The sequence below is a fragment of the Rhodococcus sp. YH3-3 genome (genome assembly GCF_001653035.1).
GTDB classification, from domain to species: domain Bacteria; phylum Actinomycetota; class Actinomycetes; order Mycobacteriales; family Mycobacteriaceae; genus Rhodococcus_F; species Rhodococcus_F qingshengii.
This window is the reverse complement of sequence record NZ_BCWH01000003.1, coordinates 452,179-473,524: the sequence shown is the minus strand read 5'-3', so window position 1 is coordinate 473,524 and position 21,346 is coordinate 452,179. Positions and strand designations below refer to the sequence as shown.

19 protein-coding genes are annotated in these 21,346 nt (G+C 61.4%); 13 read left to right on the top strand and 6 right to left on the bottom strand.

The window, feature by feature from the left end:
• Positions 1-13: 13 nt before the first annotated feature.
• Positions 14-607: a GNAT family N-acetyltransferase gene (locus tag YH3_RS27465; RefSeq protein WP_050656477.1), complete on the bottom strand. Its 594-nt coding sequence runs from the start codon at positions 605-607 to the stop codon at positions 14-16.
• Positions 608-769: 162 nt separating this feature from the next.
• Between YH3_RS27465 and YH3_RS27460 the strand changes: the two genes are divergently transcribed.
• Entirely contained in the window at positions 770-1,168 is a 399-nt protein-coding gene (locus YH3_RS27460) for a hypothetical protein (RefSeq protein ID WP_064444480.1), read from the top strand.
• A gap of 75 nt (positions 1,169-1,243) precedes the next feature.
• Positions 1,244-2,689, top strand: coding sequence for a hypothetical protein (locus YH3_RS27455; protein ID WP_064444479.1), 1,446 nt, complete (start codon positions 1,244-1,246; stop codon positions 2,687-2,689).
• Here the strand turns inward: YH3_RS27455 and YH3_RS27450 are convergent.
• Both YH3_RS27450 and YH3_RS27445 read right to left on the bottom strand, forming a co-directional pair.
• Positions 2,667-3,044, bottom strand: coding sequence for an SHOCT domain-containing protein (locus YH3_RS27450; protein WP_007734948.1), 378 nt, complete (start codon positions 3,042-3,044; stop codon positions 2,667-2,669). The genes YH3_RS27455 and YH3_RS27450 overlap by 23 nt on opposite strands.
• 133 nt (positions 3,045-3,177) lie before the next feature.
• Positions 3,178-3,429 (bottom strand): three-helix bundle dimerization domain-containing protein, encoded by a 252-nt coding sequence (locus tag YH3_RS27445; RefSeq protein ID WP_007734945.1) that lies wholly within the window; start codon positions 3,427-3,429, stop codon positions 3,178-3,180.
• Between the two features lie 191 nt (positions 3,430-3,620).
• Between YH3_RS27445 and ppk2 the strand changes: the two genes are divergently transcribed.
• Genes ppk2 through YH3_RS27425 form a run of 4 tightly spaced genes read left to right on the top strand, consistent with a single transcriptional unit; the run spans position 3,621 to position 9,946 of the window.
• Positions 3,621-4,451, top strand: coding sequence for a polyphosphate kinase 2 (gene ppk2 / locus YH3_RS27440; RefSeq protein WP_238592738.1), 831 nt, complete (start codon positions 3,621-3,623; stop codon positions 4,449-4,451).
• A 27-nt stretch (positions 4,452-4,478) separates the two neighbouring features.
• Positions 4,479-7,220: a cation-translocating P-type ATPase gene (locus tag YH3_RS27435; RefSeq protein ID WP_064444478.1), complete on the top strand. Its 2,742-nt coding sequence runs from the start codon at positions 4,479-4,481 to the stop codon at positions 7,218-7,220.
• 17 nt (positions 7,221-7,237) lie between these two features.
• Positions 7,238-8,932 (top strand): SulP family inorganic anion transporter, encoded by a 1,695-nt coding sequence (locus tag YH3_RS27430; protein WP_003942720.1) that lies wholly within the window; start codon positions 7,238-7,240, stop codon positions 8,930-8,932.
• Between the two features lie 48 nt (positions 8,933-8,980).
• Complete coding sequence (locus YH3_RS27425; protein WP_064444477.1) at positions 8,981-9,946, top strand: endonuclease/exonuclease/phosphatase family protein; 966 nt, start codon at positions 8,981-8,983, stop codon at positions 9,944-9,946.
• 36 nt (positions 9,947-9,982) lie between these two features.
• On the opposite strand, the gene YH3_RS27420 is transcribed toward YH3_RS27425, so the two are convergent.
• Positions 9,983-10,981, bottom strand: a complete 999-nt coding sequence (locus YH3_RS27420; RefSeq protein WP_238592713.1) for an Lrp/AsnC family transcriptional regulator — start codon at positions 10,979-10,981, stop codon at positions 9,983-9,985.
• Between the two features lie 136 nt (positions 10,982-11,117).
• Between YH3_RS27420 and YH3_RS27415 the strand changes: the two genes are divergently transcribed.
• From YH3_RS27415 to YH3_RS27385, 7 genes are all read left to right on the top strand, one after another.
• Positions 11,118-12,461: a DUF3100 domain-containing protein gene (locus tag YH3_RS27415; RefSeq protein ID WP_064444475.1), complete on the top strand. Its 1,344-nt coding sequence runs from the start codon at positions 11,118-11,120 to the stop codon at positions 12,459-12,461.
• 84 nt (positions 12,462-12,545) lie between these two features.
• Complete coding sequence (locus YH3_RS27410; protein WP_064444474.1) at positions 12,546-13,760, top strand: amidohydrolase; 1,215 nt, start codon at positions 12,546-12,548, stop codon at positions 13,758-13,760.
• The gene (locus tag YH3_RS27405) at positions 13,757-15,115 is read left to right on the top strand and encodes an L-serine ammonia-lyase (RefSeq protein WP_064444473.1); all 1,359 of its coding nucleotides are present in this window, start codon (positions 13,757-13,759) and stop codon (positions 15,113-15,115) included. Before YH3_RS27410 ends, YH3_RS27405 begins: the two co-directional genes overlap by 4 nt.
• Before the next feature lie 126 nt (positions 15,116-15,241).
• Complete coding sequence (locus tag YH3_RS27400) at positions 15,242-16,147, top strand: hypothetical protein (protein ID WP_238592712.1); 906 nt, start codon at positions 15,242-15,244, stop codon at positions 16,145-16,147.
• Between the two features lie 126 nt (positions 16,148-16,273).
• Positions 16,274-17,419, top strand: coding sequence for a serine hydrolase (locus YH3_RS27395; RefSeq protein ID WP_064444471.1), 1,146 nt, complete (start codon positions 16,274-16,276; stop codon positions 17,417-17,419).
• A 305-nt stretch (positions 17,420-17,724) separates the two neighbouring features.
• The gene (locus YH3_RS27390) at positions 17,725-18,411 is read left to right on the top strand and encodes a TetR/AcrR family transcriptional regulator C-terminal domain-containing protein (protein ID WP_064444663.1); all 687 of its coding nucleotides are present in this window, start codon (positions 17,725-17,727) and stop codon (positions 18,409-18,411) included.
• 9 nt (positions 18,412-18,420) lie between these two features.
• Positions 18,421-19,548, top strand: coding sequence for an NAD(P)/FAD-dependent oxidoreductase (locus YH3_RS27385; RefSeq protein WP_064444470.1), 1,128 nt, complete (start codon positions 18,421-18,423; stop codon positions 19,546-19,548).
• 15 nt (positions 19,549-19,563) lie between these two features.
• Here YH3_RS27385 and YH3_RS27380 read toward each other — a convergent pair whose 3' ends face one another.
• Complete coding sequence (locus YH3_RS27380) at positions 19,564-20,415, bottom strand: SDR family oxidoreductase (protein ID WP_030535650.1); 852 nt, start codon at positions 20,413-20,415, stop codon at positions 19,564-19,566.
• A 102-nt stretch (positions 20,416-20,517) separates the two neighbouring features.
• A complete protein-coding gene (locus YH3_RS27375) occupies positions 20,518-21,261 on the bottom strand; it encodes a GntR family transcriptional regulator (protein WP_042450792.1) in 744 nt (247 codons plus the stop codon).
• Positions 21,262-21,346: the final 85 nt, after the last annotated feature.

Sequence of the window (21,346 nt, the reverse complement as noted above, 5' to 3'; positions counted from 1 at the left end):
CCGCTCGGTCTGATCAAGCAACTGAAGGCCACTCACCGCGAAGTGTCGCGAAAACCACGGTGTCGGTCCACTCGTTCTTGATCCACGCGTTCTGCCGAAAATGTCCCTCTCGCCTCATACCGATCCGCTGCGCGAGTCGCGCCGAGGATTCGTTTCTCGAATCCATTCGCGCGACCACGCGGCGCAATCGGGGTGTCGCGAACGCGAGGTCGATCAGAGCGGTCACTGCTTCCGTCGCGAATCCTCGGCCGCCGAACTCGGGCGAAAATGCCCACCCGAGTTCGGCGGTGTGCTCGACTTCGGCTGTGCAATCAGATTCTTCGACTCGCCAAGCACTCACGCTTCCGACAACCCGGCCCCCGTACTCGACAACAAGTGCCACCGCGCCCGATGCCAGGTCGCGGCGAGACATTCTGGTCTGCACGGCCTCCCGAGCCTCCGCGAGACTCCAGGGTTCGTTGAGCAAATATCGGCATACGTCGCTGCGCCCGTAGAAGGTGAGAAGATCCCGGTGATCGCCTGGGCGGTAGGTACGGAGCACCAGCCGGTCCGTCCGGATCACACCCGGTGCAGGCCTCATCGCCACACCTACGTCCGCCATATCCATGCCGTCACGGTAGGTTCTTTCGAATTCGTAGGCGAATGAATATCGCAATGCTGTGCAGCGCTCAATGTTTGATTTGCCCTCCGACGGGCTACTTCACCACCGTAAAAGGTCGGGACAGGGAAATATGCCAGGCTATTTCGCGCTTGAAATCTAGGGGCGGTCATGTCCGAGGATTCACTGGTAAAGCAGGGTGTGGCAAAAGGAAGCGCGCTGGGCGGAGCCGTTCTCCTCATCACAGTCGGCGTGCTCGAAATCCTCCAAGGCATCTCGGCGATATCGGAGGACGACGTGACAGTCGTCGGCCCGGAATACACGTACCAATTCGACCTCACTTCGTGGGGATGGATCCACCTCGTACTCGGTGTGCTCGTCACCGCTGTCGGAATCATGCTCTTCACCGGCGCGACGTGGGCACGGGTAGGCGCGATAGTCATCTGTTCTCTGTCGATCCTCGCGAATTTCCTGTGGCTACCCCACTCGCCGTGGTGGTCGATCATCATCATCGCGCTCGACGTATTCGTCATCTGGGCCGTCGCGACCTGGAATACCGAGGTCATCTGAGGTCACCCGCCGAATCATCTTCGCAGTTCAGCATTTCAACTGTGCGCCAGTAGTTTCCGTCCCGGGAGGACCATCATGGCAAACGGCACGAGCGACGGACCACTCCAGGAGGACGAACGTGCCGAACTAGCCCGGTTGCGCGAAGAGGTAGCAACACTTCGCGAGCAGACTCCCAGCGCCCGCGAAACGACCGTCGAGAAAGTCTCCCGACCACCTCGACATGGGCTGCGGTGGACCGCGGTGACAATCCTGCTGGTGCTGGTCGCACTGCTCGCAGTCTTGTCGGTAACCACCCGCTTCGTACGTAGTCAGATCCTCGACACGGACCGCTACGTCAGCACGGTAGCGCCACTGGGTGAGAATCCAGCCGTGCAAGCGGAGATCACGAATCAAGTCACGGACGAGATCTTCGATCGCGTCGACGTCGAAGGGCTCACCACCGAGGCACTCACAGCATTGACGGACGTGTCGAATCTCGAAGCCAACACCCCTCGCGTGGACCAGGCGTTGGTGGGTTTGGCACCGGTGATCGCCGGCCAGGCGAAGAGTTTCGTCCACGACACAGTGGCCTCGCTCGTTCGGACGCAGCAGTTCGAAGACCTTTGGATTCAGGCGAACCGAGCGGCGCACAACTCCCTCGTCGCCGTCATGACCGGAAACTACGGACCCGACTCGGTCGAGGTCGACCAGAGCGGAACGGTCAGCATTTCACTGAGCACGATCATCGACCGGGTGAAAACGGCGCTGACCGACCGCGGCTTCGCTTTCGCAGACAAAATCCCGTCCGTGGACAAGGAGTTTGTTCTCTTCCAGTCCCCCGAGCTGGTGAAGGCGCAGCGAGCCGTCTCGGCACTCGACAAGGTCTCGGCGGTGCTGCCGTGGTTGGGAATCGCTTGCGCAGCAGCCGCTGTCGCCGTTGCGCCAACCGGTCGCAGGCTTCGTACGCTGTCCCTGGTCGGACTGTCGATTGCGTTGGGAATGCTTGTTCTTGCGATCGGAATTCTGATCGGGCGCGCAATCTACCTCGACAGTGTCCCTACCGATATCCTCTCGCCAGACGCCGCCACCGCTGTCATCGACACAGTTCTGGTTCCGCTTCGGACGAGCCTTCGCGCGGTTGCGGTCCTCGGTGTGGTGGTGGGGCTCGGCGCCTACCTGATCGGTGGGTCGTCGTCGGCGATCGCCGTTCGTCGAGGCTACGGGCAGGCGTTGGACTTCGTCCGGCATTCTGCAAGCGGCCGAACGCCGAATCAGGTGGAGCGGTGGGCCAATCAGCTTCGTGTCCCACTGCGCTGTGCCATCATCGGCATCGCCGCCCTGTTGCTGCTCTTCTGGCGCTACCCCACCGGATTGGTCGTTGGTTGGATCGTCGTCATTGCGCTCGTTGCTCTCGTCGCACTGGAAGTATTGGTTCGTCCCGCACGCGCCGCCGCGCAGGACGCCGCGCCTGACGACGGCGGAACCGACGACGCCAGGCCCGGGGCAGAAGATACGAAAACTACGCCAGCGCCTTTGCCTTGATGGCCTGGAATTCCTCTTCGTTGATCGCGCCTGAGTCGAGAAGCTCTCTGGCGTCGGCGATCTGCTGAGTCGGCGATTTCCCGGCGACCTTTCGAATGTAATCACTCTGCGCGTGTATGTGCTCTTGAGCGGCTTCCATCGACCGCCTCGTCATTCCGTCATTCTTGACGACCACGTAGATCATCGCGGACAGGAATGGAATGACGAAGAGGAATATCATCCACAACGCCTTGGCCCAGCCTGAAGTCTCGTGATCACGGAACAAGTCGGTGATGATCGAGAACAACACGCTCAAGTACGCCACAAAGGCAAAGCAGACGAAGATGAACCAGAAGAATTCCCAGAAGCCTTCCATGTCAACGCTCCCTGTACTCGGTTTTACACATCAGGAGTTCGGGAGGCTGACGTTCCGCGCCTGAGCTCCTGCATTCGGCCAGAACTCCCTGGTCCAAGGTCATTTCAGTATGCGCCGACGATCCCCGTTCCGGCTACAGCTCGAGAGAGTTCAGACTCGCCGACCGCTCATCCATTATCGGAATCACGATTCTCCGATCCGAGATCTCTTGTCTGGCCGCCTTTTCGACCAGAAGAGGCACGAAGTCGCGGATCCGACATCCCGCAAAACGCTGGTGAATTGTTCGCACTCTGTTTTCGATCTCCGGTGGAGGAACGGCGGGATAGCGGGAAATCAGGCGAGTGATCACCCGCTCGACGTGGAGCAACTCTTCGTCGCCAGTCATCCATTAATGGTCGTCCGTCCAGCCGAGCACGTCAAGACTCGGAAAGGGTTCGAAAACAACACGATTCGGGTCTCGATTGCGAAGAGAATAGGTTCACCGAATATGGGGCATACACATAAGGGCGGACGGTTCCCCGCGCGCTCGCGTTGCGCTCATGATGCCAGGGAGTGGAAGTGGGAAAGAACGCTCGGATTCTTCACGACGACACCCCGTCGACCCTTACCGACGACGCGCCGCCCGTGGCACAAAAGCCGATGAAGAACAAGGTGTACCGCCGCAAACTCAAGCCGTTGCACGGCGAACTCGTGGCTTTGCAGGAGTGGGTCAAATCGTCTGGAGCCAAGGTCTGCATCGTATTCGAAGGTCGAGATACCGCGGGGAAGGGCGGTGTCATCAAAGCCATCACCGAGCGAGTGAGTCCGCGAGTGTTCCGGGTCGTTGCGTTACCCGCCCCGACCGAGCGAGAGCATTCGCAGATGTATGTCCAACGCTACGTCCCGCATCTTCCGGCTGCCGGTGAGATCGTCATCTTCGACCGAAGTTGGTACAACCGTGCCGGTGTAGAACGAGTAATGGGCTTTTGCACCGAAGAACAAGCACATCAATTTCTCCAGCTCATTCCGACCGTCGAACGCGCGATCGTCGAATCGGGAGTCATTCTGCTCAAGTACTGGCTCGAGGTCAGCGAAGAACAGCAGCTCTTACGTCTGCAGAGCCGGATCGACGACCCTCGAAAGATCTGGAAGCTGTCGAATCTCGATCTGAAGTCGTTCAGTCATTGGTACGACTACTCGCGTGCCCGCGACGAGATGTTTCGCTTCACCGACACCGGCTGGGCGCCATGGTATGTCGCAAACAACAATGACAAGAAACGCGGACGACTCAACATCATCAGCCACATTCTGAGTCAGATCCCCTACGAGCCCGTGCAATCCACGGACATCACCCTGCCGAAACGGCAGAAGGCTCACGGCTACCAGACGCCCAAACAACCGCTGCACTGGATTCCGACCCGGTATTGACGATCGCCAAGGAAAGGATGTGCGGTCATGAGCCCCACGCCGTGGCATGCGCAGAGTGGCGAATCAGTCGTGTCCGTACTGCAGTCGGACCCGGAGCGCGGACTGCAGTCGGATGAGGCCGACCAACGGCGACGACGCTACGGGTCGAACGAAATCACCTCGACGCCACCGCCGTCGACGTGGTCGATCGCGCTGTTGCAGCTGAAAGATCCGATGAACTTGATGCTCGTCGCCGTGGCCGCGGTCAGCATCGCCATCGGTGAAGTGCCGACAGCAATCGTGGTGGCGGTGCTCGTCGTGCTCAACATCGTCCTCGGAACTCGACAGGAGTTGAAGGCACGGGCGAGCGTCGACGCCCTCGCCAAGATGCAGACGCCCCAAGCACGGGTCATTCGTGACGGGAACCTGATACAACTCGACGCTACCGAACTGGTGCCGGGTGACATCGTCCAAGTCGAGGCAGGAGACATCATCGCTGCCGACGGACGGTTGCTCGCCACCACCACCCTGGAGACGCAGGAAGCCGCATTGACCGGGGAAAGCGCGCCGATACCGAAGGACCCGAATACGCTGAACAACGAGGATATTCCGCTCGGAGACCGCAGCAATCTGGTCTTCCAGAACACCTCGGTCACCCGCGGCACGGCGACCATGGTGGTCACCGAGACCGGGATGCAGACGCAGATAGGCCAGATCGCGTCGATGTTGTCGGCGGTCGCCCCTGGCAAGTCGCCACTTCAACGTGAATTGGACTCTCTCACCAAACTTCTCGGAATCATCGCGTGGACGGCAGTGATCGTCATCGTCGTCATCGGGCTCCTTCGTGGGCAGGACCTGACTACGCTTCTGCTCCTTGGTATCGCAATGGGAGTGTCCGCGATTCCGACCGGCCTGCCAACATTCGTCCAGGCGATGCTGGCCTACGGTGCCCGTCAACTGGCCGACGCCAAGGCCGTCGTGAAGAACCTGACCGACGTCGAAACACTCGGCGCGACCAGTGCAATCAACTCGGACAAGACCGGCACGCTGACAATGAACCAGATGACCGTCCGATCGCTGTACGTCCACGGCCGTTGGTACACGGTCGACGGCGAAGGCTACGCCAAAGCGGGAAGGATCACGCAGGTTGCCGGCGAGGCACCACCCGACTTCACCCTTCTCGCATACGGACTGTGTCTCGACAGCGATGCAACGGTTTCCGATTCCGGGGAAGTTGTCGGCGACCCGACCGAGGCCGCGCTCGTGGTGCTCGCGGCAAAGATCGGTGCCGACGCCCCACTCACCAGACGGACCTACCCGCGGGTGGCGACGGTTCCGTTCGATTCCGCGTACAAGTTCATGGCCACGTACCACCACCTCGAAGTCGACGGCGTAAGTCAGTTCGTCGGATTGGTCAAAGGCGGACCCGATGTCGTCCTCGCTCGGTGTTCTTCGGCCATTCTCCCCGGCCGTCGGCAGGTCCCGATCGAGGAAGTCCGAGACGAACTCACTTCAGCAAATCAGTCCATGTCCGAAAAGGGTCTTCGGGTGCTGGCATTCGCGGTCAGACGCCTCGACGGACGGGAAGACGCTGTCGTGGCCGACCCCATGTCCTTTGTCGAGGACCTGACGTTTGTCGGTATGGCAGGCATCATCGACCCGCTGCGTCCGGAGGCGGTCGATTCGGTGCGAACCGCACACCGGGCCGGCATCGAGGTCCGCATGATCACCGGCGACCATGCCATCACCGCCGCAGCGATCGGTGCCGAACTCGGACTCGGCCCGGGCTCGGTGGGCGGCGGCGAGTTGCAAGCGATGACCGATGAAGAACTGTCGACCGCGTTGCCGAACCTGCACGTGTTCGGCCGCGTCACTCCGCAGGACAAACTTCGCTTGGTCGATGTCATGCAGAGCGGTGGCGCCGTCGTCGCGATGACCGGAGACGCGGTCAACGACGCCGCCGCGTTGAAGAAGGCAGACATCGGCGTCGCCATGGGCTCGGGCAGTGAGGTGACCAAACAGGCGGGCAAGATGGTGCTCACCGACGACAACTTCGGCACCCTCATCACCGCGATCACTTTGGGCCGCAACATCTACGGAAAAATCGTCTCGTACATCCGCTACCAGATGTCGAAACTCTTCTCCTTGGTTCTCCTCTTCCTCGCTGCGAGCATCTTCAACATCAACGAGGGTGTGGCACTGACGCCACTAATGGTGCTGTTCCAGCACTTCTTCATCACACTGTTCCCCGTCGCCGTGATCATGCTCGACCCGCCGCCACCGGATCTGATGAACAAGCCTCCGCGCGATCCCAAGATGCCGATCGCACATCGAAGCGCAGTCGCTCAGTGGCTCGCGTACGGTGTCCTGCAATTTGCCGTGACACTCGCGGCGATGCTTCTCGCACCCGGTGAAACGAGTACTTCCGAGGCGAATGTTCCCATGACCACAGCATTCGTAGTGCTCTCTCTCGGTTCGATTCTCGCGGGGCTTACCATGCGGCGTGATCCCGAGTCCGGCGTGGTTCCACCGGTTCTCGGTGCCATCAAGATCTTGACGATCCCCACGGTCGTGACCGTATTCGCCGTCGAGGCGGGCGTCCTCCAGGACCTCCTCATGACAACCTCACTGACCGGCGCCCAGTGGCTCGCCTGCCTGGGTTGGTCGCTGATCATCCCGGTTGTCGTCGAGCTGGACAAGGCAATTCGACGCCGCCGCCTCGCACAGGCACCTGCGCCCCTCCCTGCGACCACCGCGGTTGCCCCCGAGCGCGCCCGTTCGCTCCACTGAGGGAGGACAATCAAACGATGATGTGGGCGGAGAGTCTAGGTCGGCTACCGGGCGTCGCGACTGCCCGTGGGTATCGCCGCGAGTGGTTGCGAACAGACGTCACTGCCGGACTCGTCTTGACTGCCCTGCTCATCCCGGCAGGCATGGGCTACGCCGAGGCCGCCGGGTTGCCTGCGTACGCCGGGCTGTACGCCACCATCGTGCCTTTGCTCGCCTACGCGGTAGTCGGGCCCTCGAAAATCCTTGTACTCGGACCTGATTCGTCACTGGCGCCGCTGATTGCCGCCGCGGTCATACCGCTGGCAGTGGTCGGCGATTCGGAGAATGCGCTTGCACTAGCCGGTGTTCTCGCCATTCTTGTCGGACTCATCCTCGTGATCGGCGGATTCCTTCGTCTCGGCTTCGTGACCGAACTCCTCTCGAAACCGATCCGCCTCGGCTACCTCAACGCCATTGCACTCGTCGTCGTAGTTGGTCAGATTCCCAAGCTGCTCGGATTCTCCGTCGACGCGTCCGGTCTACTCGGTGAAATCGGCGGGATCTCAAAGGCCCTGGTGGGTGGCGACGTCGACCCCCTCGCTGCCGCCATCGGTGTCGGTTCGCTAGTCGTCATAGTCGCCTTCCGGCTCTGGGTACCTGTTGTTCCCGGCGTTCTGGTGGCCGTTGTCGCGGCCATAGTCTTGTCCGCTGCCGCCGGTCTCACCGATGACATCGGCATGGTCGGCGCACTGCCGGAAGGACTCCCCCTCCCTTCCGTCGGTGGAGTCACCTGGCAGGACGTCGGCCATCTGATCGGGCCCGCCGCCGGTATCGCATTGATTGCCTTCGCCGACACCGGCGTTCTCTCGCGCACCTTCGCCGCCCGCCACGGCGAGGACGTGAACGGCAGTACCGAAATGAAGGCGATCGGTGTCGCGAACGTGGCCGGCGGGCTGTTCGGCGGGTTTCCGATCTCGGCGAGCGGGTCACGAACTCCGGTAGCCGAACAGAGTGGGGCGCACACACAATTGGCCGGCGTCGTCGGGGCGCTCGCGGTCCTGGTGTTCGTCCTCGTCGCTCCCGGACTCACGGCATATCTGCCCGATGCAACACTGGCCGCCGTCGTCATCGTCGCCGCGTGTGCACTGATCGACGTGGGCGGCATGGTCCGCATGTGGCGCATGAGCACCGTGGAATTCGGCCTCGCCGTCGCGGCGTTTCTGGGCGTCGCCCTGGTCGGTGTGCTACAAGGCATCCTTGTAGCGATCGGACTGTCCTTCGCAGCGGTCATCGCGCAGGTATGGCAGCCACATCGAACCGAACTCGTCGAGACGGGCGAACCCGCCGGATTCCACGACATCGAACGCCATCCAGATGGGCATCGCATCCCCGGCCTGGTGTTGGTGAGGTTTGACGCGCCACTGTTTTTCGCGAACGGCGAGATCTTCGACGAGTACGTTCGCTCCGTCGTCGCCAAGGCGCCAGATCCGGTCGACTGGGTGGTTATAGCCGCCGAACCGATCACCGGACTCGATACAACGGCAGTCGACGAACTCGTCGATCTGGATACATTCCTCGAAGGCAAAGGAATTCGGTTGGCATTCGCAGAGATGAAAGGTCCGATCAAGGATCGACTCATCCGATTCGGAGTCGGGGATCGATTCGATTCGACGCACTTCTACCCGACCGTCGAAGCCGCCGTGAACGCATTCCGCACCCGAACCGGCGACTGACAAACGCCAGGCAGTCGGGAGCCGTGGCTGCATTGGGTACCGTTTGGTATGGGATTCACGACGGACAATGTTCCGGCACGCCGTATCGCTCAGGTCGCCGGCGTGGGCGGTATCGCCGTCGGCGTTGTCTCGCTGATCGCGTTGTACTCCACCAAGCCGATCAACCCGTTGATCGCCGTGGCCTCCTTCGTCCCGATACTGCTTGCGGTCACACTCGCAGCGTCCCTGATATGCCTGGTCTTTCGCCGCTGGATCCTGCTGGCGATCTCGGTGGTACTGATTGCGGTGGGCGCGTCGGTGATCAGTCCACTGTATGTGGCAAACAGTTCCGAAATCGACGGGCCGACTCTGCGCGTAATGCAAGCAAACCTTCTCTTCGGGCAGGCAGATCCCGCCAGTTTGACTGCGACGGTGCGCGAGAAGGCAGTCGACGTCCTGACGGTTCAGGAACTGACCACATCACTCGAAGGCTCTCTCAGAGATCAAGGACTCGAGCAACTGCTGCCGCATCACTACTTGGTACCGGACGAGGCCGGCGGGGGTGGCGCCGGTATTTACAGCCGTTATCCGCTGACGGACACTCGGGAATTGAACGGATTCGGACCGACCAATCTTATTGCCGAAGTGGGCTTCTCAACTTCGTTCACCCTTCTGGCGGTTCACCCCGGACCGGCGTACGTGACCCCGCCCGACGTGTGGACTGCCGAGCTGAGCACTTTGCGAAACGCGCTCGACGCTGCTGCCGCCGAGGAAACCGTCATCGTCAGTGGCGACTTCAACACCACATTCACGCACAAGCAATTCCGTGACCTCCTCGATGTCGGCTACTCCGATGCCGCAGACCAATTGGGAGTAGGCATCGTGCGCACCTATCCGGCGGACAAGAAATTTCCCGCGATCGTCGGCATCGACCATGTACTTCTGCGGGGCGGTCAGGCGAAGTCACTCGAGCGGATCGAGATCGAAGGTTCCGATCACTTCGGCTTGATCGTCGACGTGGCGATCCCCAACTAGTCGGAGAGCACCCGACCCGAGCGAACGCGTTGCGGATCACCCGTGCTTCGGCATGCTTCGACCCGACACATCGATCGTCCGATGCAGGTGATGCGGCGTACGCAGGACGATCGACCGGTCCACCACGGATACGCCCGGAAACTGGTCGGCGAGATAACCTTCCAGACGCTGCACGTCGTCGATCGAGCGCAGCCACACCGCCAATGCGATGTCGTAGCTGCCGATCGTAGAAGCAACAAGCCTCGCCTCACGCAGGTGCGAAAGACGCTGAGCAATTGCCTCCTTTCGCCCGTCGAGACGTAAGAAGTACCAGGCGTAGACCGGCCAGCCGGAGTAGGGCCGAGCAATCTCCGTGCGGACGACCAGTCGCCCCGTCGACAGCTCGTGAGAAAGGAGCGCCCCAGCGCGAGTCGGCGTGACTCCGAGGGCCGCAGCGAGTGCCGAGACGGTGACACGTGGTTCGCGAGAAAGAATGTCGAACAGCTGCGACTGTTCCTCTTCGCCGGCGCGTACACCACGAATCTTTCCCGCCGGGGCCGACTCGAGCGCGGCAATTTCTTCCGCATCGAGAGCACGTAGACGCCAGTTCCTCGCGTCGGAGTTCGCCGAGGACACGATCTGAGTTCGCATCGCGGTGATCATCGGCAGGGATTGTGTTCGCTCCAACACGTACCTGGACAATTGATCGAGGTCAGTGCAGGTGAGCGTGACGAGCAGATCCCGATTGCCGGTTGTGAGATCGACTGTGAGAACTTCGGGATCGTGCGCGATCTGTTCGGCAACGCTCATGGTCTGTGCCGGTGCGCATTCGATCTCGAGAAGTGCGGTCGCCGACACGATGGGTCCACCACGGTACGCAGCGATCCACGCTATTCCTTGCGAGTGCAGACGCTCCCAACGCCTGGTCAGGGTGACCGGGTCGGAACCGATCGCGCGTGAAAGCTCGGACCACGACGCTCGCGGCCTGATCTGCAGTGCGTTCAACAGCCGAAGATCGTCGTCCTTGAGCATCTGATCCTGCACCGAGGACCTCACTTTCAAAAGAATGCTGCACCGAAACAGGATCGAAACGCGTCGATCCTAACTTCATCACATCAATAGTCCACCAAATCCTGAGCCTCGAGAACGCTTACTTCTTGCGTTCGTTCGCCCCCTCGAGAAAGACACCGACATGACCGAAGCATTCCCTGTCTCGCATGACGATTCTCCGGTCAGCGATCAAACCCCGACGCAAAAGATCGTTTTCGCCTTGAGGTCGCCACGGCTGTGGATCGTGGCGATTCTGCTCCTCGCGCTTGCGGCAGGCGCGCAACTGATCGGCCCCGCAGTGATTCCCGTCGGCGCTGCCGCCATCACGATCCTGCCCATGGTGTGGGGACTGATTGCCGGCGGTGTCGTCTCGAGCCAGAAGTGGAAACCACTCGGCCTCGACCTTCAGGCTGCAGCCTCGGCAATCATGGGCCTGGCTGTTCTCTTGCTTTGTGCAAGGTTGTCTTTCACCATCGGCCCGAACATCCAATTGTTGTTCGAGGCGGGCCCCGCACTGCTACTGCAGGAATTGGGGCACTTGTTCGGCACTATCGCTCTCGCACTCCCGCTGGCGGTACTCCTTCGGATGGGGCCGGCCACCGTCGGAGCAACCTTCTCCATCGACCGCGAGGGCTCCTTCGCGATGGTCAGCGAACGCTACGGCCCCGATTCCGACCAGTACCGTGGAGTCCTGTCGATGTACGTCTTCGGCACTCTGTTCGGTGCCGTGCTGATCAGCCTGATTGCGTCACTGGCTACATCCTTCAACATCTTCGACCCCCTCGCATTGGCGATGGGTGCCGGCGTCGGATCCGGCTCGATGATGGCTGCCGCTGCCGCCAGCGTCGTTTCGGCGCACCCCGAGATGGCCGACCAGGTACTCGCCGTGGCGGCCACATCCAACATCATCACCGGCCTCCTCGGCGTGTATGTCGGCATGTATGTCGCACTCCCCCTTGCTGATCGAATCTACGGCGCCCTCACCAAGCGCTCGAAGACGACCAGCGAACGGAAAGCCGACACTGCCCCACGAGCGGTTGCGCCGAGCGTCACCGTGCCGCTGACCACGATCGTTCCGATTCTGTTCGTCGGTGGGGTCATCGTCTCCTCGATCGCAGCGGGTGGCGTATCTCGATCGATCATCGTCGGTTACTTGATCCTCACCGGATTGTTGCTCCTGGGCGTCGGCGTGGCCCGCCTGACCCGCGGCAAGATCGCGGCGATGATCGCAATCATCACCATCGGCGCCTTGGCGACAACACCGTGGTCCCCCATCGGTGATTTCGTCTCGAGCACCGTCGGGACTGTCGACTTTCTCTCGATCTGCACCCTCACCTTGACTGTCGCAGGTCTCAGCCTCGGCAAGGACCTTCCCTTGCTCAAGACGATCGGCTGGAAGATCGTGCCCGTCGGAATCGTCGCGATCCTCGCCTCTTACCTACTTTCCGTGGTCGTCGCGGAGTTCGCGCTGGGCCTCTGGCACTAGAACTGCACCCGAAGACGCTGAGAACCGAAGACACCGCGATCCGAAGACACAGAGAACCAAAGATGTTGAAAGGAAGCAATACCCATGTCCATCGCTGACACCCGCACCCCCACGGACTCCGTTTCGAGCACGATCGAGAAGTGGGCATCACGCCTCATCGACGTCAGCCACACCATCCATGCTCACCCAGAGTTGGCATTCGAAGAGCATCATGCGTCGGCCCTCTTGGCGGACGCCGCGCAGGAAGCCGGCTTCACGGTTACTCGCGCCGCCTACGGCCTCGAGACGGCATTCGAAGCGGTGCGGGGCTCCGGCCCTTTCCGCGTCGTCGTCTGCGCCGAGTACGACGCCCTTCCCGACATCGGTCATGCGTGTGGACACAATGTCATCGCCGCTGCCGGACTGGGAGCAGCTGTCGCGCTCGGAGAGGTCGCGGAGGAACACGGCCTGACCGTCGTCCTTCTCGGTACGCCGGCCGAAGAACATGGCGGCGGGAAAGTCTTGCTGCTCGAACGTGGCGCATGGGAGGGCGCGGCGATGTCGATCATGGTCCACGGCGCTGCAGGTGAAGACGTCAGTTGCACCGTCACCGGAACGCAGGCAGTCGACCGGTTCGACGTGACCTACACCGGACGAGCCGCACACGCGGCCGCTGCGCCACACAAGGGCATCAACGCAGGCGACGCCGCCACGATCGCCTTGGTCGCCATCGGACTTCTCCGTCAACAACTTCCGTCCGACGTCAGGCTCAACGCCTATGTCGAGCACGGCGGCGAAGCAACAAACATCATTCCGGCCTCGACGTTGGTGCGAGCGGAAGTTCGGGCCGCAGAACTCGACGTGCTGTTGGACGCCAAGCGTCGTATGCTCGCCTGCTTCGAGGGCGCAGCTGTGGCCAGCGACTGCTCCTGGTCGACCGAACGCGCCGAACCGCGCTACGAGGAGCTTGTTCAACATCGCGTGCTGGCGACGATCTGGGACGAGGAGATCGCGAGCCTGGGCCGCACCGCGGCCGCCCGAACTCCCCTGACCGGCGGCTCGACAGACATGGGCAACGTGTCGAAGGTGGTTCCCTCGATCCACCCGATGATCGCGTTACGCGGCGTTACCGGAGTTCCTCACACGATCGAGTTTGCCGCTGATGCCCGCTCCGCAGCGGGCGACGAAGCTGTTTTGCACGGAGCAATTGCAATGGCACGCACTGTGATCCGAGCCGCCACCGGGGACTCGCGCTCCAACCTCCTGACGATTGCGGCCCAGCGCGAGTCAGGAGCGACTACCGTCACGAGCGCCGAATGAGCACCACCGGCGTCTATGTTTCCGCGCTCGAATTCTTCTCCATCGGCATCGGGCCCTCCAGTTCACACACGGTCGGTCCGATGCGAGCCGCCCGCACTTTTGTCGGCGAGCTCTCCGACGCCGGCTTGACCGCGTCGGTCGACCGAATTCGCTGCAATCTGCACGGTTCTCTCGCCGCCACCGGAATAGGGCACTGCACTCCCGACGCGGTGATCGCGGGACTTCGTGGGTTGGATCCTGAAACGTGCGAGCCGAACGACGTTCACGGGCGCTGGGCCGAGCTCTCGGACGGCGGATCGGTGAAGCTCGTCGGCGGCTCACTCGGGCACGTTGTGTTCACTCACGAGGACATGGTGTTCGAGCCGCTCGTTCGCCGTCACGGGCACCCCAACTCGATGACACTGACCGCCTTCAGCGGTCGCGAAATCGTCTGTACGAGTACATATCTGTCGATCGGTGGCGGATTCGTACTGCGCGCCGGAACGGAGACGCAAGCAAGCGCGCATTCGATCAACTCACGCTATCGAACCGCGAAAGAGCTACTGGCGGAATGCGGCTCCGGAACTATCGCCGAGTTGGCACTGTCGGACGAAATCGCGATGCACGGCCAGGATCGGGCATTCACCGGCATCGACGCGATCTGGTCCGCGATGCGCGCATGCATCGAACGCGGCACCCAGACCGAAGGTGTATTGCCCGGGCGTCTCGGAGTTCGCCGAAGAGCACGGTCTGCGAACATTCAACTGGAACAACGTAACTGCGCACCCTCCTCACGCGAGTGGCTGACCGTCTACGCCATGGCGGTCAACGAAGAAAATGCAGCAGGTGGCCGCGTGGTAACGGCTCCGACGAACGGTGCCGCAGGCATCGTGCCGGCAGTGCTATACCACCACATACGTGCGGCGGGCGCCGGTGTTCACGACGTTCGAACCTTTCTCCTCACCGCTGCCGCAATCGGATCGATCATCAAGGCGAATGCCTCGATCTCGGGCGCGGAGGCGGGGTGCCAAGGCGAGGTCGGAGCTGCCTGCGCGATGGCGGCAGCCGGCTTGTGCGCTGTCATGGGCGGATCGCCACGACAAATCGAGAATGCAGCTGAGATTGCCATGGAACACCATCTGGGGCTGACCTGCGATCCGGTTGGTGGCCTGGTCCAAATCCCATGCATCGAACGAAATGCCGTAGCCGCCTCGACTGCAGTCACCGCAGCTCAGCTCGCATACCTCGGTGACGGGACGCATGTGGTGAGCCTCGATACCGTCATCGAAACCATGCGCCAAACCGGAAACGACATGTCCGTGCGTTACAAGGAAACCAGTGAAGGCGGGCTCGCCGTCAATGTCGTCGAGTGCTGAGGAGGATGTCGACGGCAGCGGCGAGGGCGGGCGGACGCCGTCGCCGGAAATATCATCCTCTCGAACGATGAAGTCCGGTGTACCGATTTCTACACTCGGTGACATGACTTTGTGGACGGTGACCAGATGATCGCTCATCACGCTGGAGGAATCCCACTGCACAATTCTTCACGGCACAACACTGCGGGGCCGTCGCGCTCGACGCAGTCCTCAGGTCGCAAGATCGCCGCGTTGATCGCGCTGGTCGCCGGTTTCTCCGCTGCCTTCGTTCTCGCCCCGGGCATGCTGACGAGTAGGCCGGGTGATGGGTACGCAGACCAGGGAGAACTCGTCGAGACGGTCCGCGCCGCGTTCGTCGAATACTGGAGTTCCGGTGTCCAAGCCTTCTCGCCGAGCTTGGAGTCCGCTGTCGACTACTGGCTGCGGTACCACGTGGCCAAGGCCGTGATCGCGGTAATCCTGCTGACGGTTCTGCTCGCACTCGGCCGGATGCTCAAGGCGTCGTTCGTGAACGCCGGCCCTCTGACGGCTGGAAAGAAACTCGCATTCGTCTCGGCGGGAGGGCTGGTCACGCTCCTCGCGATGTTTTCCTCGGTACTCGTGATGGCAAATATCCAAGGTGCCGTTGCACCCTTCTCTTCGCTGATCTCGATGTTGCCCGTGGCCCAGGCGGATGGGGCACCTGGCGACACTGTCGGGCAGGTCCGCCAACAGCTCGCTCAGTCGACGGGCACCGGAAACCAGCAAAGCCCTGTCCTCGAACTGATGATCAGCGACTTCGCGCGGTATCACTTGGCCATGGCGGTGATCGCGCTGATCGCGGCAGCAATATCACTGATCGTGACTGTGGTCGTGTGGGCACGCTTCGCGAGAACGGCGCGATCCGAGCGACGGACGAGATTCGTGTCGGGGTCGATCGGTCTTCTCGCTGCACTGTTCACGCTGGGATTGATCGTTGTCGGCGTAGCAAATATGGGCACCGCGGCAGACCCGGCACCCGCGCTGGCGGCGTTCTTCAACGGCGGACTCTGACCCAAGTCAAGGGTTCAGGCCAGGGTTCCGTAGTCCCCCGGTACCGGTTGAGGAGGTACCTGGGGACTGCGTCTGCCGTACCCGGGGTCGATGTGTGAGTGCCCTCGGGCAGGCAGAGTTCGACTCATGAAAACCGGAGCAAGACGCATCCTGCTTGTCGGCCTGTGCAGCGCCATGGTTGGAGCTGTAATCAGCTGCAGCACGGACAAATCCACAGACACATCCGACAAGATCATGGACTCGACCATCACCGACCAGCTCGATTCGATCGTCGACGCAGCGGTGAATTCGACCGGGATTCCCGGTGCGATGGTGGGCATTTGGGGGCCCGACGGCAACTACGTCAAGGTTGCAGGAGTCTCGGATACGGCAACCAAAGCGCCGATGGAAACCGACTTCTACCACCGGATCGGTAGCGTCACCAAAACATTTACCGTGACCGCCCTGCTGCAATTGGTCGACGAGGGAAAGATCGGTCTCGATGATCCGATCTCCAAGTACGTCGACGGCGTCATGGAAGGCGATGCGATCAGCCTGCGCCAGCTGGCGGGGATGCGCAGCGGCCTCGTGGCCTACACGACGTCCGAACAGTTTGTCATGGATGTTCTTTCCGACCCTCGCCGATCATTCACATCCGAAGAGCTCTTCGGATACGTCAAGGACCTCCCACTCCAAATTCGACCAGGAACCACTGTCGACTACTCGAATACCAACACCCTTCTGCTCGGCATGGTCATCGAGAAGGTCACCGGCTCAACACTGTCGGAAGTCATCGACACCAAGATCACCACACCACTCGGAATGGAGCACACCAGCTTTCCCACCACCAACGCGTTCCCGAACCCCCACGCACAGGGATACACCAACCAAACACTCGACGAATCCGTGACCGCAGCAACGGACTGGAACCCGTCGTGGGGAGGCGCCGCGGGCGCAATGATCTCGTCGTTGGACGACATGCGCATCTGGGTTCCGGCCTTGGCCAAGGGCGATCTCCTCGCCGACGACACTCAGAAGCAGCGCCTGCACACCGAGCCCCTGGGCGAAGGGGACGACAACTCCGGGTACGGACTCGGATTGTTCAACAGCGGCGGCTGGATCGGTCACAACGGAAGCCTGCCCGGCTACAAAACAGTCTCGGTCTACCTGCCCGAGAAGGACACCACCCTGGTCGTCTTCATCAACACCGACATCGACGGAGAGACCGACCTGACCAGCGCTTTGATGGTGCCGATCACCAAGTTGATCAGCCCGGGCAACGTCTACGGCTGATCACCTCGGGTCCGATCGACAATTCGGACGAAAGTGACATCTCGGGTTTCGATCTGTCGATAGGCTCGACCGTCGACAGATCGAAACCCGAAAGAGGCACTCATGGGATCGTTGAACGACTGGCTTCTCGACAGCGACAGCCCGCTCGTGGGGATTGTGGGTGGCATCCTACTGACGATCGCAATGCTCTCCGGCGGTTCAGGCATGTAACCCACCGCTCCCGATATGGCTCCGCACAGGGTGGACGTTCAGTGCGTGATCTAACGAACATGTTCGTTACGAACATGTTCGTGTACGGTGAAATCATGCCCACTCAGCCAACAGGTACGTCGAGCCGTCGCAATCGTCCGGCCAAACCCGCTCTGACACGCGAGGGCATCGTCAGTACCGCGGTGGAAATCTTGCGGTCGGAGGGCTTGCAGAAATTGACGATGCGTCGACTCGCCCTCGAACTCGACACCGGGCCGGCATCGATGTACGTGTACGTGCGCAATACCGCCGAATTGCACGCCGCCGTTCTGGACACACTTCTCGGAGTGGTCGACCTCGCCGAAAATTCCTCCGGCACTTGGCAAGCTCGCCTTGAACGGGTGTTGACCTCGTACACGGCCGTGCTGTTCGATCATCCCGGTCTCGCCCAGTCGGCACTCGTTTCCCGACCCAGCGGAGTTCACTACGTACGCCTGCTCGAGCGCCTGCTGGCATTGCTCGACGAAGGCGAAGTCCCTCCAGGTCAAGCCGCGTGGGGCGTGGACTTGCTACTGCAGTACGCGACGTCCACTGCTGCCGAACACTCGGCGCCGAACAATTCCGCCGACGCGGATGCCCGATGGAGCGCGTTGACCGACGCAATCCAGAACGCAAACCCGCAGACGCACCCACTCGTCGCAAGGCATGCGACAGCTCTACTTGCCGGTGAACCCACCGCGCGCCTCTCCTGGGGATTCCGCACGCTCATCACGGGCATCGAGAACACCCCACTCACTTCTTAGGAACCCACCATGAACCACTACCCCATCGCAATCATCGGCGCCGGCCTCGGTGGCCTCACCCTCGCCCGAGTCCTCCATCTCCGCGGAATCGATTCGGCGGTATTCGATCTCGAATCCGGACCGACAGCCAGAACTCAAGGCGGGATGCTCGACATCCACGAAGACTCGGGTCAGATCGCGCTTCGTGCCGCCGGCCTCTATGAGGAGTTCCGCTGCCTCGTTCATCAAGGCGGGGAAGAGACACGCGTCCTCGATCGAAATGCCGTCGTGCACCTGAGCGAGCAGGACACCGGAGACGGCGACCGCCCGGAAATCGACCGCGGCCAGCTGCGTGACCTACTGCTCAGCTCAATTCCGAAGGAAACAATCCACTGGGGAGCCAAGGTCCGCAGGGCTCATCCGTTGCCGGATGGTCGACACGAAGTTCACCTCGCGGATGGAACCCACTTCACCACCGATCTCCTGGTCGGCGCCGACGGTGCGTGGTCGAAAATCCGTCCATTGGTTTCAAACGACACTCCTGCCTATACCGGAGTATCTTTCGTGGAGTTCGACCTTCACGACGCCGACAACCAGCACGCGAAGGCCGCTGAAACAGTAGGCGACGGAATGATGTTCGCGCTCAGTGCCGACAAGGGCTTTCTTGCCCACCGTGAGACCGACAACAGTCTGCACATCTATGCCGCCCTGCGAGTTCCCGAGAGCTGGGCAGCGAGTGTCGACTTCTCCGACGATCACATCGCGAAGAAGGTTCTGCTGGAACACTTCTCGGACTGGGACGAGTCACTGCGTTCACTGATCGTCGAAGCCGACAGCTCGCTGACCCCTCGCCCCATCCATGCCCTTCCCATCGGCCACAGTTGGAGCCGTACTCCCGGGGTCACTCTGCTCGGGGACGCGGCACACGTCATGTCGCCGTTTGCCGGAGAGGGTGCGAACCTGGCAATGCTCGACGGCGCGGAACTCGGCCAGGCGATCGCGTCGCACAGCAGCACGGAGGAAGGGCTAGCTGTCTACGAAGAGCGCCTATTCCCACGCAGCGCCGCATCGGCACAACAGTCCGCTGATGGACTGGACATGTGCTTCGGCGAGAACGCACCCCAGGGGCTCGTGGACATGTTCACCTCACTCCCGTGACCTGACAAACTCGGATCAGGTCGTCACGTCCACGTGGGCAAGCGACGAGGACAAACCGCGATGGGCTTCAACTTGATCGAGTAGTTGGTGGGCTTTCTGCTCAACCACGGACACTGCATCGGCACCGGCGACCCAACGACGTGGGGGTAGCGGCGAATCGACAAGTGCCACAAGTGCCGCGGCAAGTTTCACCGGATCCCCGCCCTGGGCACCGTTCATACTCTTCCACGCTTCGACGGTCTCGCCAGTCCGAGCGTCGTAGTCGTCTATCGACAATTCCGGCCAGACCGACGACGCACCCTCGACAAGCAGTTCGGTCCGGAAGAATCCCGGCTCCACGATCATCGTCCCGATTCCGTACGGTTCGACATCGAATTGCAATGATTCCATCCAACCCTCCAGCGCAAACTTCGACGCCGCGTAGGCTGCGCAAAACTCCTGACCAACCAGGCCCGCAAGCGAGCTGACAGTCACGACACGTCCACTCCGTTGCCTACGCATTACCGGCAACACCGCCCGTGTCACATTGATCGGCCCGAAAAAGTTGGTCTCCATCTGAGCGCGAAGTTGCGCCGGACTGACAACCTCGAAGAACCCGGCGTAGAAGTTTCCGGCGTTGTTCACCAGTACATCGATTCCACCAAATCGTGCAACTGCCGTGTCCACCGCAGCATATGCGGCTTGTTCGTCGGTGATGTCCAAGGCAATCACCAACAGGTCGTCATGCTCACCGATCGCTGCAGAAACACGGTCCGCATCACGCCCCGTTGCCACCACCGCGTGCCCGCCGGCAAGAGCCGCCTGAGCAATGTCGACTCCCATGCCCCGGCCTGCGCCGGTTACGAACCAGACTTTCTTGTCACCCATGTTCACTGTCCTCCCGTTTGATGGAGTCCAGTACAGAACAGATTCCACGGGCCTGGGAGTGCCTATCGTTCCCGGTAACAGCAGACCCCCTCGACGCCCCTCCTACTCGCGAAGAGTCGTCAAGAAGGCAATACGGTCGCCGCGGTAGAGCGAACGAACGCGCTCGATCGGCACACCCTCCGGATCGACGGAGGTCCGGTGCAATAGAAGCATCGGCATCGAGGTGGTGGACTCGACGAGGGTTGCCTCCCGCGGTGAAGCGAGCACCGTCTCGATCCGTTCGGTTGCGGAGGCAAAGACCACGCCGATGGAACGGATAGCCGCGTACAGCGACGTCGTCGCATCGAAAGCGTCGAGCATCTCACCGAACCTGCTGTCCGGCAGGAACGTTGATTCGAGTCCGATCTTCTCTCCGTCGGCGAAGAGAACACGCTCGAGGTGAACGACGCTGTCACCTGGTTCGATACCCAATTCCGTGGCGAGACCGTCGTCGGCCGACATTCGTTCGAAGGTCACAACCTTACGACTGGGTACTCGCCCAGCGCTCAGAGCACCTTCGGTATAGGAACGAATCGATAGCGGCTGAACCAACTTCGGACTCGCGACGACAGTGCCCCGCCCCCGCCGCTCGATTCGCCCTTCGACAAGAAGATCACGAAGCGCTTGACGGACCGTCTCGCGAGCGACTGTGAACCGCGCCGCCAATTCCCGCTCGGACGGGACTGCGTCGCCCTCCTCGAGCCCACTGAGAATGGTCTCGATCTCGGTGCGCACCCGGTAGTACTTCAACTCCGGTTCGATCACGACGCTCGAGGTCCCCGGCCCGGTGGACGTCTGCTGATTCATGGCGCAAGCGTACAAGAATTCGGTCTATACCAATTGTTAACCTGGAGTTCGTCTCGATTCCCCCTATTGGTCTAGACCAAACGTC

What these genes read in the sequence shown, in the direction of transcription:
- YH3_RS27390 (WP_064444663.1), top strand. Translation starts at nt 17,725, where the DNA reads ATGCCCACTCAGCCAACAGGTACGTCGAGCCGTCGCAATCGTCCGGCC.
- YH3_RS27430 (WP_003942720.1), top strand. Translation starts at nt 7,238, where the DNA reads ATGATGTGGGCGGAGAGTCTAGGTCGGCTACCGGGCGTCGCGACTGCC.
- YH3_RS27455 (WP_064444479.1), top strand. Translation starts at nt 1,244, where the DNA reads ATGGCAAACGGCACGAGCGACGGACCACTCCAGGAGGACGAACGTGCC.
- YH3_RS27405 (WP_064444473.1), top strand. Translation starts at nt 13,757, where the DNA reads ATGAGCACCACCGGCGTCTATGTTTCCGCGCTCGAATTCTTCTCCATC.
- YH3_RS27410 (WP_064444474.1), top strand. Translation starts at nt 12,546, where the DNA reads ATGTCCATCGCTGACACCCGCACCCCCACGGACTCCGTTTCGAGCACG.
- YH3_RS27415 (WP_064444475.1), top strand. Translation starts at nt 11,118, where the DNA reads ATGACCGAAGCATTCCCTGTCTCGCATGACGATTCTCCGGTCAGCGAT.
- YH3_RS27375 (WP_042450792.1), bottom strand. Translation starts at nt 21,261, where the DNA reads ATGAATCAGCAGACGTCCACCGGGCCGGGGACCTCGAGCGTCGTGATC.
- YH3_RS27395 (WP_064444471.1), top strand. Translation starts at nt 16,274, where the DNA reads ATGAAAACCGGAGCAAGACGCATCCTGCTTGTCGGCCTGTGCAGCGCC.
- YH3_RS27460 (WP_064444480.1), top strand. Translation starts at nt 770, where the DNA reads ATGTCCGAGGATTCACTGGTAAAGCAGGGTGTGGCAAAAGGAAGCGCG.
- YH3_RS27435 (WP_064444478.1), top strand. Translation starts at nt 4,479, where the DNA reads ATGAGCCCCACGCCGTGGCATGCGCAGAGTGGCGAATCAGTCGTGTCC.
- YH3_RS27450 (WP_007734948.1), bottom strand. Translation starts at nt 3,044, where the DNA reads ATGGAAGGCTTCTGGGAATTCTTCTGGTTCATCTTCGTCTGCTTTGCC.
- YH3_RS27425 (WP_064444477.1), top strand. Translation starts at nt 8,981, where the DNA reads ATGGGATTCACGACGGACAATGTTCCGGCACGCCGTATCGCTCAGGTC.
- YH3_RS27465 (WP_050656477.1), bottom strand. Translation starts at nt 607, where the DNA reads ATGGATATGGCGGACGTAGGTGTGGCGATGAGGCCTGCACCGGGTGTG.
- YH3_RS27380 (WP_030535650.1), bottom strand. Translation starts at nt 20,415, where the DNA reads ATGGGTGACAAGAAAGTCTGGTTCGTAACCGGCGCAGGCCGGGGCATG.
- YH3_RS27445 (WP_007734945.1), bottom strand. Translation starts at nt 3,429, where the DNA reads ATGACTGGCGACGAAGAGTTGCTCCACGTCGAGCGGGTGATCACTCGC.
- YH3_RS27400 (WP_238592712.1), top strand. Translation starts at nt 15,242, where the DNA reads ATGATCGCTCATCACGCTGGAGGAATCCCACTGCACAATTCTTCACGG.
- YH3_RS27385 (WP_064444470.1), top strand. Translation starts at nt 18,421, where the DNA reads ATGAACCACTACCCCATCGCAATCATCGGCGCCGGCCTCGGTGGCCTC.